Consider the following 19,400-nt stretch of genomic DNA (forward strand, 5'->3'; position numbering starts at 1 on the left):
CCAGTTAAAACCTCTTACATAATTAGAGGGCATACCTACGGTGGTGTGAAACTTTTATATAGGAGGTTTTTTGTTTGATTCATTATCGAAAGATTTTGGAATTACATCATGACAAGTGTTGCTTTGAGAGACGTTAAACGATATCTTGATATTTGTCCCTTTTCCAACTTGGCCCGCAAGCTCAACTTCCCCTCCATGAGCTACTATAATATCCCGAGCAATTGCCATTCCAAGGCCGGTTCCTCGTATATGTCCAGTATTTGTACCACGATAATAGCGGTCAAAAACTTGATCTTGGTCTTCAGGGGAAATACCTTTTCCATTGTCGTGTATGGTAATAGCGTTTTCTGCAACATTTACAAAAACCTCTACATTTTCATCATTATGAATTAATGCATTATACATAAAGTTGAGCAAAGCGCGTTTCATTAAATGTTGGTCTATTTTCCAGCTTAGTTCGCTATTTTCACTATAGAAATGAATTTGTGACGAGCCAAATTGAGGATCATTTAGTAAATCAATGACCATTTCTCGAACAAAGCCTTCCATATTTGTGTCCTGTCGTTGAAGCGGCATTTCATGGTTTCGAAGTCGCATTGTAAGATTGAAGTCATCTAGTAACTCCTTCATATAAAGAGACTGTCGCTCGATTACCTCTGCATACTTTAGGCGTTCGTGTGATGAAACATTGTCGTTACCTAAGAGTTCTGCATAACCACGAATGGAAGAGAGTGGAGTTTTGATGTCATGCGAGACATTACTAATCCAATCGTTTCGCATTTTTTCTAATTTAATACGTTCCCTTTCGTGTTCTTGCAATGTCGTCGAAACATTATTTAGATTTGCAAATACACGATTGTATATGCCTGGGCGTTTTGGTTTATCTATGTGGAATTGTCGTTCCTTTAGTTCATTGATTCGTTCAATAATGCGATTCACGGGTTTTGTTAAAATAATACTGAACAAGAAGCCAATGACTGCCGCAATAATTAAATCTACGATGATAATGACTCCTAAAAACCGAGAAGCATACGTTATGATTGTGGTTGGATTCAGCATAAATACTTGACGTTGTTCATCGGAATTTGGCACACCAATTAAGTAACTATACCCTTCATACTCGCCTATAAAGTACGTATTCAATTCATCATCCATATACTTATATTTGTGTATAAGATCAATGGGGGTGTAATTTGTCGAAACATGATCTGGAGTTTGATAGGACGAAATTACATTTCCATTGTCATCTAAGATTTGCAGCCAGGCACCAAATTCTTCTAAGGCAGTCTCTCCTTGTTCTGTAACATAGGGCTGATTATCCTCTAATGTTAGATATTGGCTGAATGTGCGAGTGAAATTTTCACCAGAGCTACTTTCTGATTCCTCTGTATTCTGGTAACCCTGATAAATAAGCAGTCCAAATAAGATTATAGTGTTTACAATTGTTACAATATATACGATGCTTAAAATGGATATTAAATAACGAGCGGTTAGTTTCCATTTCATTTTCTATCACCTATTCTAAAAAAGGAAAGTCTATATATTATGCAAAATAACTACTACAAATCCATAACTCAATTCTCATTATTTGGCACGAATCGATAACCTAGTCCCTTCACCGTTAAAATATAGGAAGGATCAGACGGATTGTCTTCAATTTTTTCCCGAAGCCTGCGAATGTGCACCATTAATGTATTATCAGCACCATAAAAATCTTCTCCCCATACATTTAGAAATAAGGTTCTTTTGCTGAGGATGTGGTTCGGATTCCGCATAAATGATGCCAATAATCCTACTTCTTTAGCGGTTAACTCAAGTAAATGACCGTCCTTTTTTACTTCCGTTTCATCTGAATTGATTTCAAAAGGTCCGACGCTGGACGCCTTAGCTGTTGCCTCCATCGTATATACACCAGCGCGCCTAAGTTGTGCCTTCACGCGATAGGCCATCTCTTTTGGACTAAAAGGCTTCGTAATATAATCGTCTCCACCGATTGCCAGTCCTAATATTTTATCCACTTCATCGGATTTAGCAGACAAGAAAAGAATTGGGATACGTGAAACTTCTCTTATTCTTTTACACAAATCATAACCTTCTCCATCAGGAAGCATAACATCTAATATTACTAGGTTTGGTTCGAAAGCTTTAAATCTTTTCCATCCTTCTTCTATGGTGCCTGCCATTTCGATTTCAGAAAACCCTTCCTTTGTTAAGCTTGTTTTCATTAATTGGCATAAGTCTTGTTCATCGTCAACAATGAGAATAAGTGGTCTTTCCATGTTTATCACCTTTTCATACTTGTTATTATCATCTAATTTATTCTATCTTAACAGGAATTTGCAAGAAAAAACGTATTTAAGGATTTTGTAAGGTAAATGTGATTGTAGTTTAAGGATGGAGGGATATAGTAAAGACAACATACGAAAGAGGTGAAGGAATAATGGAGTTTTTATTACAGGTGAAAAATGTTGAGAAAGTCTTTGGAAAAGGAGCGAATACGTTTAAAGCGCTGGAGAACATTTCCTTTACGATAGATCATGGTGAATTTGTAGGAATCATGGGACCATCCGGTGCTGGAAAGTCAACATTACTTCATGTATTAGCGACAATTGATACCCCTTCTAAAGGTGATATTTATATAGAAAATGATAATATTGCAAAAATGAAAGGGGATCAGCTTGCTGACTTTCGCAGGGACCATCTCGGATTTATATTTCAAGATTACAACTTACTCGATTCTTTAACGGTACGTGAGAATATAGTATTACCACTTGCAGTTGCAAAGCTTCCTGTAAAAGAAATTGATGTAAAAGTAGATGCAATGGCAAAAGCATTCGGGATTGAAGCAATACTCGATAAATATCCCTATCAAATTTCTGGTGGCCAGAAACAACGCACTGCATCTTGTCGCGCTCTCGTTTCTAATCCCAAATTGATTTTTGCAGATGAGCCTACTGGGGCACTTGATTCCAAGTCAGCAACGGATTTATTAAAAGCCTTGAGCTCATTAAATGAAGATCAGGAAGCGACCATAATGATGGTGACGCATGATGCATTTGCAGCAAGCTTTTGTAGAAGAATACTATTTATCAGTGATGGGTGTTTATCTAAGGAAATGATTCGTGGTACACACTCACGAAAAGAGTTTTACCAAATGATTTTAGATGAACTGGCACAACTAGGTGGTGACGGGCACATTGTTTAATTTAGCACTGAAGAATATCCGTCGAAATATGAAAAGTTATGGACTGTATATTGGCTCAACTATTTTTTCCATCATTATATTTTTTACGTTTGCAACTTTAAAACATAGTGGTGATATTAGTGGATTGGCAGAAAAATCAAAAGAAATCAGCGGTATAATGAGTGCTTCAGCATTAGTGCTTATCATTTTTGTTGCTATCTTTATTCTGTACTCAAATTCCTTTTTCATGAGGAAAAGAAAGAAGGAAGTAGCATTATACTCTTTAATGGGTGTACGAAAACAAAAAATTGGTTTTCTATTGTTCTTTGAAAATATGGTAATAGGGATCGTTTCATTAATCGTTGGAGTAGTGTTAGGTTTCTTCCTATCTCAATTACTACTATCTCTTCTTTTGAAGTTAATGGGACTTAATATCGAGGTTGGTCTAGCATTCTCACCAAATGCTATTGTCGAAACAATTATCGTATTCTTGATTATATTCCTCTTTACATCGTTGCAAGGTTATAGAGTCATTTATCGATTTAAACTGATTGATTTATTTCATGCATCGAAAAAAGGAGAAGAATTGCCAAAAGCTAGGATTATTTCAGTAATTCTTGGACTAGCTACATTGGTTGTGGCTTATTGGTTAGCATTACAAGATTTAACTTCAGAGGTATGGCGTTATTTAGGCCTATCAATGCCAATTGTAATCATTTCCTTAACCGTGATAGGTACGTATCTACTATTTAACAGCGTGCTGGTTTACGTACTTCATATGTTGAAAAAAAGGAAGTTTTGGGCATGGAAAGGGCTCAATTTAATGTCAGCTTCTCAACTATTATATCGAATTCGTGGAAATGCAAAGACATTAACAATTATCGCTACGTTAAGTGCAACAACAATTACAGCAGGCGGTACAGTGTTTGGATTGTATTATGACACGGAGAAAAACGTAGTAGAAGCTACACCATTCTCATTTATGTGGGAAGGGCAAGAAGAAGATATCGATGATGCTATTGTAAAAGAATTGATTCGTGTAGATACGAAGAATATTCGTATAAACAGTGAACAAATGGAGAAAGAGTATACAGTTATTGACCATTCTGCATTTGAGAAGTTGGCGGAAGCGCTTGAATGGGATATTGATTCCTTAAACCTAACCAAGGACGAAGTTGCCATGATAGAACCATTTTATGATGAACAATGGTCGAAAGATGTAAAGGAAGTTTCTTTTAATAATGTAGATCATGAAGTTGTGCAAATTTATGGAGAATCTATCTTCAATATTTTTACAGTGCCTGGTACGGTAATTGTTGCTCATGATGAAGCTTACAATGATTTGAGTGCAGAAGAATCGACTTATCAAGCCGTACAAATAGAAAATTATAAAGAACACTTAGACTTGTCCCAGGAGTTAGAAGCGAAGTCATCAACAGTAGACTTTTCCAGTGCCGTACAAGATTATCAAGATTCCTTAGAGGGAACAGGGGTCACGTTATTTGTTGGTAGTTTCTTAGGTCTCGTCTTTCTTGTTGCCACTGGCAGTATTATTTTCTTTAAAACGATGACAGAGGCTGAAGATGATAAGGATAAGTATTCCATACTATATAAGATTGGTGTGCCTGAAAAAGAGATGAAGCGTACCATTCGTTACCAAGTAGGATTAATATTTATAGCACCGCTCATACTTGGATTACTGCATGGTACAGTTGCTTTGATTGCATTTTCTAACTTATTACAAATGAGACTATGGGTACCAATCACAATTTGGATGTCAGCGTATGTGTTCATTTATATTATTTATTATTTTATCACCATACGAGGGTTTCATAAGACAATTTTTAATACGATTCAGGAGGGAAGTTAAATGAAAAAAATCATTGGTATAACTTTTGGTGTAATTTCTATTCTATTGGTGGCCTGTGTAGTAATACTGGCCACGGTTGATTTTAATCGCTTGGGAAAAGAGAATGTTTATGTGCAGGTTGGAGATCCTTCTTATACTGATGAGAATAAGATTGACTCGGGACAAATTATGACAACCTATTGGTATGAACTTCCGGCATATTATGATAATGGTAGCATGATGGAAGTAGAGTTTTCCGCACAAAAAGAATTAAAACAAGATGCGTACTTGAAGTTGTATATAAAAAAAGAGAATGAAGTCACATCCTATGATGAAGTTTCTTGGGAGGAGATTCCAAAAGCCACCCAAGAAGAACTGGAGCAATAAATACCCGCCGGTAGAATAAGGATTTATATAAGCCTGCTCCACTTCTGGACAATGTCACCTTGTAAGCTTTGCACTAAGATGCAATGACCGAAGAAGAGGATTTAAATCATGATGAACTCATTCGTTGGGCCATTGAGATTATTAATAAGCAATTAGAAGATAAGAGTTTTAAATGATTACTGAACAGCCGTTGGGACAGTGATATTCCAATGGCCGTTTCTCTATAGTGTATTAAAAATTACACCCCTGTAACGACTTTGGTAAACACACTGGAAATCAATGGTAAATTTCATGACACTTGATGGTAAATAACATGGCAAGGGTGGTAAATTCTTATGGCAGTATTCAGGTTTGGGAATATTATTTATATTGAAAAATTTAAGTTCCTTGGATTCAGATTCTTCGATTATAATTTCTCCTGATATGTCCTCTGTCATATATAAGGCAGAAATAAAATATGATTCATCGCCATTGGAAAGTTTTTGAAAATAATCAGGCCCGGAAAAAACATTAACTAATTCTAATGTACCTATTTTTAACCCCGTTTCTTCAAAAACTTCTCTTCTAGCTGCATCTTCCAAAGATTCTTCTATTTCCATAAGTCCACCAGGCAAACCCCATGTACCATCAGTTCTGTTCTGTAAAAGTAACTGTCTCTTTTCATTCAATACAATAACTAATGACCCTGGCAGTATAAGTGGACTGTGTCCAACAAATGAACGTAATTGTTTAAAGTATTCCATTCTTACCTCCTGCTAAAAAATCGTTCAATTATTAACCAATAATTGGTAGTGTTTTTTTCGATAATAAGTCATCAACCATCATTTTATGTTCGGTAAAAATATTTTCTGGGAGTTCTTCTAGTGGAAAGAAGTTATTCTGTATCGACTCCTCGTTACTTTCTACTAATTCCCCACTATACCGTTTACAAATAAATGAAATCCGGTTATCAAAGCATAAATTACAGGAAATTGTACAAACAGCAGTGAAAGAAGCCATTGAGGAAGAACGAGAAGCTATGTTCGAAACTTTTGAGCATAAAATGATGTAGTGAAAAAAAGAGATCGTTTGTTCATTTCGTTCAAATGAATATCCTGCTTATTCTAACTCAATCGACCATCTTCTTAGTGTGGACGTGGTGACTTCTAATTCAGATTCTACATCTTTTGCAAAGTATAGATCATATTTGAAACTTTGGAATCTTGTGACACAAACTGTGTAGTAGATGAAAACATTTTTAAAAGGTGTAGCAGCGTCAGGAATATGCGCTTAACAACGGTAAGGATAAGAACCTACCCAAAGAATAATTTGTATGCTAAAAAAGGGGGGAATTGTTCGATTGAAATCAATCTTTATTTATAAAGTTGATAATCCTATTCTATTAGACATATCTCTCTAATGGACAATTATCACAACGAGCCAAACATACATTGTAAGAGTTTTAGGTTAATATCCAATCCCTTCTTAATAGAGTTGAATATAATTATAGGGAATAGGACATGCAAGGACAGATGTCTTATTACATTTATTAAGAAAGGAGAGTAGAAATGACTTTTGACATCGGAATAACAATTTTTGTTTTCGTTATGACCATGATTGTCATTTTTTGGAGACCGGGTGGTATAAATGAAGCATGGCCAGCATCAATCGGTGCAGGGATAATACTCCTGACAGGAATGGTATCACGAGGAGACGTTGCGGATATTATTAGTAAAATTGGTGGTGCATCTGTTACCATAATGGCAACTATTGTTATGGCTATAATATTAGAAAGCTTCGGTTTTTTTCACTGGGCAGCTGCACGACTAGCAACTTTATCTAAAGGCTCAGGCTATCGACTATACTGGTACATCCAGTTGTTGTGTTTTTTAATGACCCTTTTATTTAATAACGATGGAAGCATCTTGATTACGACACCAATCTTAATTTTACTCCTGAAAAATCTTCGCCTAAAACCACATCAAATGATTCCCTATCTGTTAAGTGGAGCACTTATTGCAACAGCTTCTAGTGCACCTATTGGGGTAAGTAATATTGTCAATTTAATCGCCTTAGAAATTGTTAACATGACGCTTTATATGCATACTGCGATGATGTTTGTACCAGCAACGTTAGGATTGTTGTTTATGTCATGGTTAATGTTCGTAGTAGTAAAGAGGAAATTACCAAGACGATTGCCAAGTATCTCCTATGACATAGAGGAGATTTTTTTCACCAAACGTTTCCATCCATTAAAAGGAAAAATGTCTGCTGAAACAAAAAGTAAACACACTAAATTTATGTTGAAAGTACTGCTGTTTGTATTTATAATGCGTTGTCTCCTCTTTGTAGCATCTTACTTTGCTATTCCAATTGAATTGGTTGCCGTATTTGGGTCAGTAGTCTTGCTAATATGGAGATGGTATCATTTGGGCACAAATCCAGTAGATCTATTAAAGAAGACACCTTGGCACATTCTTATTTTTGCCTTCTCTATGTATGTCATTATTTACGGGCTCCATAATGCAGGACTCACAGCAATGCTTGTAGAAATGTTTGAGCCTATCGTAAACCAAGGGTTGTTACAAGCCAGCCTCACCATGGGGGGATTAGTTTCCATACTATCTAACATCTTTAATAATCATCCTGCTTTAATGATCGGCACCATTAGCTTAACTGAAATGGGATTAGATCCAATTACATTAAAGACCATTTATCTTGCCAATATAATTGGTAGCGACATGGGATCATTGTTATTACCGATTGGAACATTAGCTTCACTTATTTGGATGCATATCTTGAAACAAAACAAAATTAAAGTGAAATGGATGGAGTATTTGAGCGTATCGATGATTGTTATACCATTAACAACGGTTGTAACGTTGTTTTTATTATTCTATTGGGTACAAATCGTCTTTACGTAATAAATAACATCCTAATCTAACTATGGGAGGAGATTTATTTGAGTAGTATCTTAACGAAATTATTGGGAAAACAAGTTTATGTAAAAATGTCCGGGGAAAGTTACTTTCAAGGAGTGTTAACTGATTTTGGCCAAGACGTTCTTGTGTTGTTTAACGGCCAACAATATATATATATTCCATTGTTGCATGTTCATAGAATCAACCTTAATACTGACATGAAAAACTATGTTGATAATCCTAGTGAATATTCTTTAGCTGAAGAGACAGAATCACTTTCATATCGTAAAATTTTAACAAATGCTAAGGGGATTTTTACTGAAATATATGTAACAAGGAACCTCACTTTTCATGGATATGTTACAAATGTCTTAAGTAATTATCTCGCTTTTTATTCACCAGTGTATAAGTTGATATTTATTCCTTTAGAACATCTAAAATGGCTAACTCCGTACAATCAAAGCACCACTCCTTATACCCTTAGTAACGAGAAATTACCTGTAAATTCGTCGAACGTACCTTTACTACGTTCCTTTGAAGAGCAACTAAAAAAAGCAGAGGGAAAACTTGTCGTATTCGATGCGGGATTAGATCCATCAAAAATTGGATTGTTAAAAATGGTGGAAAATAACTTTGCAGAATTAGCAAATGCAAGTGGGGAAACTGTATATTTAAAACTTAATCACATCAAATCAGTACAATTACCATAATGAGGAGCCTTTCGTTTTGGGCCGAAAGACTCCTAGGCGTAAGTAATTACTATATATAAGATGATACAATTACAGTTTATGTCCATATCATATTGAACCAAACAAGATATGGTGAATTCTAAGTTAATATAAATAGGTTGTTATTTGTAATATTGCCACACTTTGTAGCTAGTTTTTATTCATCTTAAGTGTGCGTTCAATAAGCAGTATAAAAGGATCTTCTAAGTGGAGATCCTTTTTTATTTGCCGAATTTTTTTCCACCAAGACTTTTCTTTATCATCTTGCTCTACAGCAATTTCTAAGCGCCTTTCTTCCAGTAATTGTTGCAGCTGCTGCGGATCAATCGATCTCAACATCATTCATTTTATGTTCAAAAGCTTCGAACATAGCTTCCCGTCCTTTCTCTATGGTTTCTTTCACTGCTGCTTGACAATTTCCTGTAATTCTCGCTTTGATAAACGAATTTTATTGGTATAAACGCTAGGTGTTTTTACTGCGTTTATATTCTCTATATCCGCTGCTATTACTGCTTTTATAGCGTCTACAAAAGATACGGAATGAGCAAGTTACTTTTTTAATTCTCTAAACACCTTAAAATCGCGTTCATAATAAATACGTTGTTCCTATTCATTCCGTTCAAATGATTATCCTGCTGCTTTTGCTAACTCAATCGACCATCTTCTTAGCGTGAACGTGGTGACTTCCAATTCAGAAGCTACATCCATCGCAAAATAACCAAAGTGGTTCGTGTTTTCCATCGCGTTCATCACATCTCTATTTTCATTCAAGGACAATTAAATATATCCTGCTTTACAACCTACGCTTCGCTTAGAGGTGGGGGTCTTAATCCCGAAAGAAAGATAAGTATAAAACAACCTCAGTTCAGTGGAATTCAGAACTAAGGCAGCATAAATATGTTTTATTCCTTTACTTCTATAATTACAATCCTAAAAGCTCTACGTGTTTTCCGATATGTTTCACAAGCGCTGCTCGGTACTCTTCTTCTTGCTCATCGAGTGTACGGAAGAACTCATCCTTAAACAAAGCATTTCCATTTTCGTCTATGGCTGTTAATATAAGACCGTATGTAACATGAAATAGCTGACGCGCTGCATCGTTGTTCATATAGCTTTCTAGTTCACTATCTGGAACACTTTCAAGTGAAGCAATACCAGCTAAATCCGGTGTAACATGATAGTATGCTAGTGCCTCTTCAAAATGCTCTAAAGCAAAAACATGCATGCGTCTGTATAGATTTGGATTGGTTTGAGCGATTACCCGTATTGCTTCAAGCCAGTTTGTACCAGCAGTTTTTACATGTAAAACGCCTTTTGTATACTTTGCAATGATCGGGAAAACTTTAAATTTATCACTTCCCGAATGGATACTTAATTTATATCCAAAATGCTCGGCAATTAATGCATGTTCACTTAGTTCATGTTCAAATTGTTCAATATCACCAATATAGTCAATACCCTTTTGGAACTCCCCACAGAATCTAGGAGCAAGACTCGTTACTTCCACATCTTTCAATGTTAATTCATTTGCAACAAAGAAATGTGCGGTTGGAGACGTGATTGTTTCCGTTTCATCTATGGAAATTTCAAAATCGATTTCTCGTTTTCCCGTACTAATATATTCATTATATACATGGACCATATAATTTAGTGCTTCATTATATTGGAGCACGTTTTCCATTAATAATTTTTCATCAAATGAAAGTGACAGACCATTCACATCAAATGTTTTGTTTAAATATTGTTCATTGTAACGATCTTTTATTGCTTGTGGCAACTTCTCATACTCTACACTTAATTCTTCTGCTGATTTTCTTTCAATTCCCTTTGGTATCTGATCGGAACAGTCCAATGTTAACATGGAAATACCTAATGACAGCGCATGTTGAATGTCTTTTTCTTCTTTTATATGATCACCGTCTGCGCCAAATCCGTCCTTATATCCTTCTTGGAAGACGGCAAAACAAGCAGCGTCTAGCATATCATCCATCGTTCTATTTGTAAGTGTTAATTCACGGATGCTTTGTTGAGCTAGAATGGGTTTTACACTTTTTCCTTTTATCGTCTCTATATGTCCAGGTGAAGCTAAACCTAAGCGATCCCCTAGGCCCATTGTAGCTATTTTAGTACCGAAAGCTCGAGGTACAGTGTAATCGAAGTAACGATTCAATACTAGACGGTTGGCATGTGTTAATGGACAAAGCTTCCCTTTCCCTTCAATATCTGTTCCTTCCAAATCATCAAAAAGTGGACCATTTCCAACAGCCAGTATCCCTTTAGTTGCTTTATCTTTTATCATCATTAAATGTACATTATCATGATATGTATAAGATTTTTTATATACTTTGACATTAGTAATATCAAAATCTATCTTATTTTGTTCAAGTAACTCAATAGCCGCTAGTAAATGTTTCATTATTGCATTCCACCTCAACTTTTTATTTTTCAACTAAGTGAATCCGTCAATTCGTTCTAAATAATAACCCAATAATATTAGGCTTTTTAATTTACAGATTAGAAATATCTAGCGCCATTACTTTGTTTCCCATACAAAATAATTGAATAAAACCTAGTATAATTGTAAGCGCTATATAAATCAAGTGGTTTGTTACCGAATTCGGAATTTTCAAATCGATCTATTATTATTAAAATAAATATCTTCCTGGCATATGCTTTCAAATATAACATTCATGATAAAGACCTTCTCTTCATTTTATACAAGAAAATAAGCAATAATCGATCCAATGCCCCCAAAAATGAGAGAGAAAAGCAAATTATCTAATGTGATTCGATACGGGTTTTGCCCAGTATTTACTGCTGTCAACGTAACAACCAATCCATACGTACCCACCGTTAATGTAGCCACAGAACTGGTTATTAACACAATTGCAAGACTTAGCGGGTTAAGCACATCTAATAACGTTGTAATTAAACCTCCTAATATACCGATTGTTGCAATTGGATGAATACCAAACATACTCATAAAAATGAAGATGATTTGTATCACGAAAAAAATAATTAACGGATATTCGGAAACATATAAAATTGGTTTCTGAATAAATTCTAAAAACGTTGCATTACTTAAGCTATTGGAAAAAAACGACAGCGATATAAATAATACAATAAAATTCTGCATAGTGTTTGTTTTCAATTTCCATGTATTCCAGCCGATAGTCAAAAAACTACGCAATCTCTTCATTATTAGTGACCAAACGAAGGTAAATGGAAAAATAAGTAGTGTAACAGTTAATATGAAATCGATCGCAAACAAATTACCACATAAAATAACCAACGTAAGAAATAACACCAGTGCGATGGATAATTGAGTAATTTTACTCGCCAATCCTTTAATATTTACATGCTCCGAGCTATGTACATCAGGATTATTATATGCATATTTCTTAAAGTGGAAATGGCCCCACAATGTATCAAGTATAAAAGTTATAGCCGCTACCAACAGTAACCAAGGTAAAATTGCCACATAGGTAACTCCAGTTGCAAAAATGGATACTGCTAACAATATTTCTAATGGACTCCATAATAAGGCTAAAGAAAAGCCTCTAAGTGTTGATATACTAATAAATGAATCCCTTAGTTTTTTATTAACATGTGACAGATTTTCTTTTAATACTTCCTGGGAAATAGATGCAGCTGATAAATTTAAAAAAGTCGCCAATGTAAGGGTTGTTACCGAGCTCCGTGTATATAGCTTACCAAGATCGGATACATTCACCTTCATTAAAACATTCAGACTACGATCGAACCGTCCACTTCTAACGACACTACTCATCCAAGGGAGCATCGCTAATAGAGTAAGTAATGACATATTGGATGTTAATAAACTAGGTAGGTATATAATAGATCGTCCACTTATGAAGAATAGGTAGCTTCCTATCAAAATAAATGCACTGCCTAGTATTGTAAATAGCCTTGATGCCTGAATAAAAGATACGGCCAACATCAAAATTGCTAGTAGTCCCAATAGATAATTTAAACGCGCGCTGCCTATAAAGACATTAACAATATGGAGCATAAAAACAAAGGTATAAAAGATATATAAAAAGCGAAACACTGGATGGTGTTTCATTCATTCCTCCCTCTAATTTATTTTCCTCATAAAGAATTATTTTATTTTGTACAGTAGTTACCGTATCCAAACATTCCAGCTGCTGCAGGTTTGCGATGATTTCAATAAGATTTATTTTTGAGCTTCAACTGGGATATGTTCGTAAATTCAGAAACGAGCCATACCATATCACTTATTATTATGATATGGCTTATCCATGATGTTAGACTTTTATCTTGCTAGCCATCCGCCATCAATTGCAAGAACATGACCATTCATATAATCAGATGCCTTACTGGATAGAAAGACGATAGCTCCCATTAAATCCGCAGGAGTAGCCCAATGGCCCGCTGGAATGCGTGATAGAATGTCTGCATTCCGCTTTTCATCCGCGCGGATTGGTGCTGTATTCTTAGTCTCCACATAACCGGGGGCGATCGCATTAATTTGAATTCCGTATTCCGCTAATTCATTCGCAAAAGCTTTTGTAAGTCCTGCTACTGCATGTTTACTTGCTGTGTATGGAGGAATGAATTTACCTCCTTGGAATGAAAGCATAGAAGCAATATTAATAATTTTCCCACTTTTTTGTTCTGCCATCACCTTTGCAACTTCTTGGCTTAGAAAATAAACAGCATTTAGATTGATATCCATGACTGCATCCCAGTCCTCTTCTTGGTATTCAAGCAACGGAGCCCGTCGAATCGTACCAGCATTATTAACTAAAATATCTATTTTCCCATATTTCTTTCGACAACTTGAAACGATTTCCTTAATCGTTTCTCTGTTTTCTAAGTCTGCCTGAAAGAATTCTACTTGACGGCCTTCTTTTTCAATTAATTCTTTTGTTTCACCCCAATTATCACCATGTGTAACAACAAATAGATCCGCACCAGCTTTTGCAAGTGCGACGGAATAGGCTTGACCTAATCCCGTGTTACCACCTGTAACAATAGCAACCTTTCCATCTAATGAGAAATAATCTAGTGAAAAATCATTTAATTCTGATGTCATATATACCTCCTATAATTCTAAACATTTTTTAAAACTACTATCTTAATTCTTCCATTTTCACATGATCCATATCATCATAAGTGATGTTTTCTCCACACATTCCCCAAATAAATGTGTAGTTACTTGTAGCTGTACCGGTATGAATAGACCAGCTTGGCGAAATAACCGCTTGCTCGTTTTTAAGCACTAGATGTCTTGTTTCATCTGGCTCCCCCATAAAGTGGAATGCACGTGTGTCTTCCTCCATATCAAAGTATAAATATACTTCACTACGGCGCTCATGCGTATGGGCGGGCATTGTATTCCAAACGCTTCCAGGGTTCAATATAGTTAATCCCATTTGAAGTTGACAACTCTCACAAACATTTGGATGAATATATTGATGGATCTTTCTTTCATTTAGCGTCCCTTGCTCTCCCATTTCAAGTGGCTTAATTTCCTTAATATCAATTTTAACCGTTGGATATGTGTGATGTGCTGGAGATGAATTAATATAAAATTTAGCTGGATTATTTGGATCTTTTGAACGGAATAACACTTCCTTCGTCCCTCTTCCAACATATAGTCCATCGTGACGCTGCATATCATACTCTTGTCCATCAAGTATGACAGATCCCGTTTCACCTATATTAATAACACCTAATTCACGCCGTTCAAGGAAATATGTAACACCTAATTCTTTATCCAACTTAATTGTTAACTCTTTATCTGATGGAGTCACACCACCAAAAATCAATCTGTCTACATGTGTATATGTTAAATGAACTTCCCCTGCTTCAAAAAGCTTTTCAACAAGAAAATGTTGTCTTAATTCATCCGTATTATACCTTTTGATTTCTTCTGGGTGATTTGCATAACGTGTTTCCATAATTCATCCTCCTCTTTACATTTTAGGTTTTTTTAATCTTATCGAATTATTTTGCCAGATTCATTTTGTACAAATGCCATAACTTCATCCTTTGTAAAAACATTGCAATCGCCATGTACTGTATGTTTCAAGGCGGAACCAGCTGTTGCAAAAGAAACGGTCTGCTGAGAATCCATTTCTTCGATTATTCCGTATAGAATACCTGCTGCAAAAGCATCTCCAGCTCCAACACGATCAACTATTTGATCGATATGATGGACTTTTGACTGGTATAGTACTCCTTCAGTAAAATAATTACCTTGCAGTGTATTGTTGGAAGCCGATATCACATCGCGGAAAGTTGAACTTATATGCTTAATATTTGGATACATCTCTTGGATTTTTTTATAATAATATGTTAATTTCTGTTCTTTATCCAATACATCATCGGCTTTTTCAATATCAAATAAATAAACGGCATCTAATTCTCCACATGAGCAAATATCTACATACGGAAGAAATAGCTTAATTGCTTCGGCTGCCTCTTGTAGACTCCATAGTTTAGAACGATAATTGAAGTCAAAACTTGTGATAACTCCCTTTTCCTTCGCTTTTTTCAATGATACTAATGTAAGCTCATTTAAATTTGGAGATAATGCGGGAGTAATTCCGGTTATATGAAAGAGTGTTGCGTGGTGAAAAATCTCATCGAAATCTATTTCTTCCCATGTAAGTTTTGAAAAACTCGAATATTTCCGGTCATATAAAACTTGGGCACTTCGTTCACCTACACCCGCTTCCAAATAATATGTACCTAATCTTTCACCACCTTTAAACAAATAATCAGTGTGAACACCATTTGATTTTAAGTGTTTTTCCGCTCCCTTCCCCAAAGGATTATCAGGTACTTTACTTACAAAATAGACATCGCAACCAAAACTCGCTAATGAAGCGCTAACATTTGCTTCCGCACCACCATAATGCATGGTAAGCTGATTTGTTTGAAAGAGTCTTTCACCAACATTAGTAGAGAGACGAAGTGGAATTTCTCCAAGGGTGACAATCTTTTTCATCATCATGCCTCTCTCGCTTCTTTCACTTTTTCTATATATCTAGTTGCATATTCTGTTATTGATTTAAAATCACCTGTTTTTGCCGGGGCGATTAAATTGCCACCGACACCCACTGCAACACAGCCATTTTTAATCCATTTATCTACATTATCCAGGCTCACTCCACCCGTAGGCATGATATTGACATGCGGAAGTGGCGCTTTAATCGCTTTCACAAAATCTGTGCCATATGCATTTCCAGGGAAAAGCTTGATAATATCAACCCCCATTTCCATTGCCTGTTTCATTTCAGTTATAGTCATACACCCTGGCATATAAGGAACTTGGTACAAATTGCATAGCTTTGCTGTTGGTGCATCAAAATATGGACTTACAACAAATTCAGCCCCTGCCAAAATAGCCAATCTTGCTGTAATTGCATCAAGGACGGTTCCAGCGCCAATCACGACCTCGCTATCATTGCGATAAATAGATACTAACTCCTTTAATACCTCTTCAGCGTCTTTCACCGTAAATGTTACCTCGATCCCAGCTATACCGCCTTTTACACATGCCTCTGAAATATTTAATGCTTCATCTTTTGAATCTGCCCTAACAACGGCAACTACACCGCAATTTGTAATTTTAGACAATACCTTTAACCTTTTCATGTTACCCCCTTATTAAATAATTTCCTATTTGGAAATCAACTTTATTAATTGGAAACTTATAACGTTATTATATATAATAGTGTAAGAGATTACAATAGTATTCGCTTTTATTCTGTACAGTGCTTTTAATTATTGCAGTTTTAGTTATAATATAAAGAATTGAGGAGAGGTATAATGGAAAATAAAAAACCACTATATGGAGCTGTTCTTTTAAAAGCAGACCAGATTTTAGAATACTTGTCATCTAGTGAAACATCGAAAAAATTAAATGAAATAGCAAAGGGAGCTGATCTGACGAATTCCACAGCATTAAAAATTTTGGACACATTGGTTGTAATCGGTTATGTTCAAAAAGATGCAGAAACAAAAAGGTTTAGTTTAGGTCCTTCTATTATTAAATACGCAAATAAAAGTATCAATCAACTTGATATTAAACAGATTGCTAAACCTTATTTACAGAAACTGCAAAGAATCACAACAGAAACGGTTCACCTTGGAATTCTTGATCATGTAAATATCGTTTATATTACAAAGATGGAAAGTAGTAATCCTGTGTCTTTATACTCCAAGGTTGGAAAAAGTATTCCTTTATACTGTTCCGCAATGGGGAAGTCCATTTTAGCTGATCAATCTGACGAAGAAGTCCAAATGTATTTGGCCAATAATTCATTAATAAAAAAAACGGCTAATACAATTACTACAAAAGAAACATTCATTCAAGAAATCGCTCAAATACGAGAACTTGGATATGCGCTCGATAATAGTGAGCACGAAGATGAGGTATTTTGCGTGGGGGCAAGTATTACATTGCATGGAGAAAACTTTGGAGCTTTCAGTGTGAGTGTTCCGAAATATAGAATTACCGATGTTTTCCGTAATGAAATTATTCAGTTGGTACAACAATGCAAAGCTGATATAATATCTGATCTTTAATAATATCCACTATTCATAAATCGGAAAATCCCCTGAAAATAATCAGAGGATTTTTCCTTATAATAATTTATAGGTCTTATTCGCATTACTAAACCGACATTAGAAATATCTATTAAAGTGCAAAATAACGCTTAGCATTTTCATAACAAATGCCTTTAACATACTTCTCAAGCAATGCCATATCCTTTGGTACTTTTCCTTCTTCTACCCAAGTTCCTAACACATTACATAAAATCCTTCTGAAGTACTCATGTCTTGAAAAAGAGAGGAAGCTTCTTGAATCAGTTAACATCCCAATAAAATTACTAATTAATCCAATATTAGCCAAAATTTTCATTTGGTCTTCCATACCATCAATTGTATCATTATACCACCAAGCCGTTCCAAACTGCACTTTTCCAGGAATTTCAGAGCTTTGATAATTCCCAGCCATTGATGCTAGTACATGATAATCTTTAGAGTTCAGACTATACAAAACAGTTTTAGGTAATTTATCTTTATCAGCTAATGTATTTAGGAATCCCGAAATTTTATTAGCAATGAGTAAATCTCCAATTGAATCAAACCCAGTGTCAGGACCAAGCTGATTAAACATGCGCGTATTATTATTTCGTAATGCACCTAGATGTAGCTGCATTACCCAACCTTTTTCAGCATACCATTCACCTAATGCAACTAAAGTGTATGTTTTAAATTGTTCTATTTCTTTTTTTGATAATTCTTCCCCATTCATACGTTTCTGAAAAGAAATTGCGACTTCTTCCTTTGTTGCTTCTTCATAAAACATAACATCTATGCCATGATCAGAACTTTTACAACCATGCGCCGTAAAAAAATCAACCCTACTAGCTAAGGCATCTAAGAAATCATTATAATTATTAATTGCTGAGTTTGTTGCTTGTCCCAACTTCTCAACCCAAGATAAAAACTCGTCCCTGTCAATATTTAATCCTTTATCTGGGCGGAATGATGGAGATACAGTAGTCGTAAAGCCTTCTTTCGCTAATTCAATATGACTAACTAAATCATCTGTCGGATCATCTGTTGTTCCCAAAAATTTAACTTTTTCTTTTTCCAGTATAGATCTTATAGAGAGCCCTGGTGTATTCAATTTTTGATTCGCTTCTTCCCATATTGCAGAAGCAGATTTTTCATCTAAAAGCTCATCAATATCGAAATATCTTAATAGTTCCAAATGTGTCCAATGATATAATGGATTTCCAAATGTATTTGGCACTGTATTCGCCCATGCGAAGAACTTTTCCTTATCCTTTTTATCCCCTGTAATATAATCTTCACTAATGCCATTTGCCCGCATTGCTCTCCATTTATAATGGTCACCAGCTAACCAAATTTCCGTTAAGTTTGTATAGTTTTTATCCTGTAAAATTTCTTTCTGATTTAAATGATTATGATAATCTATAATTGGTAAATGTTTGGCTGTATGATGATACAGTTCTTTCGCTGTTTCATTAAAGAGTAAAAAGTCCTCCGTAATAAAAGTTTTCATATTATATCAACCTTCCCTGTTTTATTGTATTTATCGTGATATATTATTCATTAATTCCTAAAGAGAACAAGCAAACCTCCTAAATAATTATTTTGTTTACCAAACAAACTACTTAATCTTCATAGATTTAGAATATATGTAAACGCTTATTTTTTCAAGCAATTTAGTAATTTAGAAGATTTATTTTGAAATGAGAGAACTTTTATACTTTTTATAGGTTGTTCATAAAATAGGAACTGTGAATAGAAACCCAAACAAA

General features: G+C 35.2%; 18 protein-coding genes. 6 read left to right on the top strand and 12 right to left on the bottom strand.

Going from position 1 to position 19,400, the window contains the following annotated elements; translation table 11 throughout:
- Positions 1–54 precede the first annotated feature (54 nt).
- Together MHB53_RS07805 and MHB53_RS07810 are read right to left on the bottom strand one after the other, a co-directional pair.
- Positions 55–1,506 (bottom strand): sensor histidine kinase, encoded by a 1,452-nt coding sequence (locus MHB53_RS07805; protein WP_340916895.1) that lies wholly within the window; start codon positions 1,504–1,506, stop codon positions 55–57.
- Between the two features lie 68 nt (positions 1,507–1,574).
- The gene (locus MHB53_RS07810; RefSeq protein WP_340916897.1) at positions 1,575–2,279 is read right to left on the bottom strand and encodes a response regulator transcription factor; all 705 of its coding nucleotides are present in this window, start codon (positions 2,277–2,279) and stop codon (positions 1,575–1,577) included.
- 161 nt (positions 2,280–2,440) lie between these two features.
- Between MHB53_RS07810 and MHB53_RS07815 the strand changes: the two genes are divergently transcribed.
- The 3 genes from MHB53_RS07815 to MHB53_RS07825 are packed head-to-tail and all read left to right on the top strand — an operon-like array spanning position 2,441 to position 5,420.
- Complete coding sequence (locus MHB53_RS07815) at positions 2,441–3,205, top strand: ABC transporter ATP-binding protein (RefSeq protein WP_340916899.1); 765 nt, start codon at positions 2,441–2,443, stop codon at positions 3,203–3,205.
- Positions 3,198–5,054, top strand: coding sequence for an ABC transporter permease (locus MHB53_RS07820; RefSeq protein WP_340916901.1), 1,857 nt, complete (start codon positions 3,198–3,200; stop codon positions 5,052–5,054). The genes MHB53_RS07815 and MHB53_RS07820 overlap by 8 nt, the downstream gene beginning before the upstream one ends.
- Positions 5,055–5,420 (top strand): YxeA family protein, encoded by a 366-nt coding sequence (locus MHB53_RS07825; protein WP_340916903.1) that lies wholly within the window; start codon positions 5,055–5,057, stop codon positions 5,418–5,420. It begins immediately after the preceding gene.
- A gap of 221 nt (positions 5,421–5,641) precedes the next feature.
- Here MHB53_RS07825 and MHB53_RS07830 read toward each other — a convergent pair whose 3' ends face one another.
- Positions 5,642–6,163, bottom strand: coding sequence for an NUDIX hydrolase (locus tag MHB53_RS07830; RefSeq protein WP_340916906.1), 522 nt, complete (start codon positions 6,161–6,163; stop codon positions 5,642–5,644).
- 804 nt (positions 6,164–6,967) lie between these two features.
- Between MHB53_RS07830 and MHB53_RS07835 the strand changes: the two genes are divergently transcribed.
- Together MHB53_RS07835 and MHB53_RS07840 are read left to right on the top strand one after the other, a co-directional pair.
- Positions 6,968–8,323, top strand: coding sequence for an arsenic transporter (locus MHB53_RS07835; RefSeq protein ID WP_340916910.1), 1,356 nt, complete (start codon positions 6,968–6,970; stop codon positions 8,321–8,323).
- A gap of 38 nt (positions 8,324–8,361) precedes the next feature.
- Entirely contained in the window at positions 8,362–9,030 is a 669-nt protein-coding gene (locus MHB53_RS07840) for a DUF2642 domain-containing protein (RefSeq protein ID WP_445661409.1), read from the top strand.
- A gap of 168 nt (positions 9,031–9,198) precedes the next feature.
- Here MHB53_RS07840 and MHB53_RS07845 read toward each other — a convergent pair whose 3' ends face one another.
- From MHB53_RS07845 to MHB53_RS07880, 8 genes are all read right to left on the bottom strand, one after another.
- The gene (locus MHB53_RS07845) at positions 9,199–9,390 is read right to left on the bottom strand and encodes a hypothetical protein (protein ID WP_340916911.1); all 192 of its coding nucleotides are present in this window, start codon (positions 9,388–9,390) and stop codon (positions 9,199–9,201) included.
- A gap of 285 nt (positions 9,391–9,675) precedes the next feature.
- Positions 9,676–9,825 (bottom strand): hypothetical protein, encoded by a 150-nt coding sequence (locus MHB53_RS07850; protein WP_340916913.1) that lies wholly within the window; start codon positions 9,823–9,825, stop codon positions 9,676–9,678.
- 145 nt (positions 9,826–9,970) lie between these two features.
- Positions 9,971–11,464, bottom strand: coding sequence for a tagaturonate epimerase family protein (locus MHB53_RS07855; RefSeq protein WP_340916917.1), 1,494 nt, complete (start codon positions 11,462–11,464; stop codon positions 9,971–9,973).
- A 297-nt stretch (positions 11,465–11,761) separates the two neighbouring features.
- The gene (locus MHB53_RS07860) at positions 11,762–13,135 is read right to left on the bottom strand and encodes a hypothetical protein (protein ID WP_340916919.1); all 1,374 of its coding nucleotides are present in this window, start codon (positions 13,133–13,135) and stop codon (positions 11,762–11,764) included.
- Between the two features lie 210 nt (positions 13,136–13,345).
- Positions 13,346–14,128, bottom strand: a complete 783-nt coding sequence (gene kduD, locus MHB53_RS07865; protein ID WP_340916924.1) for a 2-dehydro-3-deoxy-D-gluconate 5-dehydrogenase KduD — start codon at positions 14,126–14,128, stop codon at positions 13,346–13,348.
- A 37-nt stretch (positions 14,129–14,165) separates the two neighbouring features.
- Positions 14,166–14,996 carry a 5-dehydro-4-deoxy-D-glucuronate isomerase gene (kduI, locus tag MHB53_RS07870; protein ID WP_340916925.1) on the bottom strand — a complete coding sequence of 277 codons (831 nt, stop codon included), beginning with the start codon at positions 14,994–14,996 and terminating at the stop codon, positions 14,166–14,168.
- A gap of 38 nt (positions 14,997–15,034) precedes the next feature.
- Positions 15,035–16,048 (bottom strand): sugar kinase, encoded by a 1,014-nt coding sequence (locus MHB53_RS07875; RefSeq protein ID WP_340916927.1) that lies wholly within the window; start codon positions 16,046–16,048, stop codon positions 15,035–15,037.
- 2 nt (positions 16,049–16,050) lie between these two features.
- On the bottom strand, positions 16,051–16,698 hold the full coding sequence (locus MHB53_RS07880) for a bifunctional 4-hydroxy-2-oxoglutarate aldolase/2-dehydro-3-deoxy-phosphogluconate aldolase (protein ID WP_340916929.1): 648 nt from the start codon (positions 16,696–16,698) through the stop codon (positions 16,051–16,053).
- 174 nt (positions 16,699–16,872) lie between these two features.
- Between MHB53_RS07880 and MHB53_RS07885 the strand changes: the two genes are divergently transcribed.
- The gene (locus MHB53_RS07885; protein WP_340916931.1) at positions 16,873–17,631 is read left to right on the top strand and encodes an IclR family transcriptional regulator; all 759 of its coding nucleotides are present in this window, start codon (positions 16,873–16,875) and stop codon (positions 17,629–17,631) included.
- 112 nt (positions 17,632–17,743) lie between these two features.
- Here MHB53_RS07885 and uxaC read toward each other — a convergent pair whose 3' ends face one another.
- Positions 17,744–19,141 carry a glucuronate isomerase gene (gene uxaC, locus MHB53_RS07890; protein ID WP_340916934.1) on the bottom strand — a complete coding sequence of 466 codons (1,398 nt, stop codon included), beginning with the start codon at positions 19,139–19,141 and terminating at the stop codon, positions 17,744–17,746.
- Between the last annotated feature and the right edge of the window lie 259 nt (positions 19,142–19,400).

The organism is Bacillus sp. FSL K6-3431, from assembly GCF_038002605.1.
Lineage (GTDB): Bacteria > Bacillota > Bacilli > Bacillales > Bacillaceae_C > Lederbergia.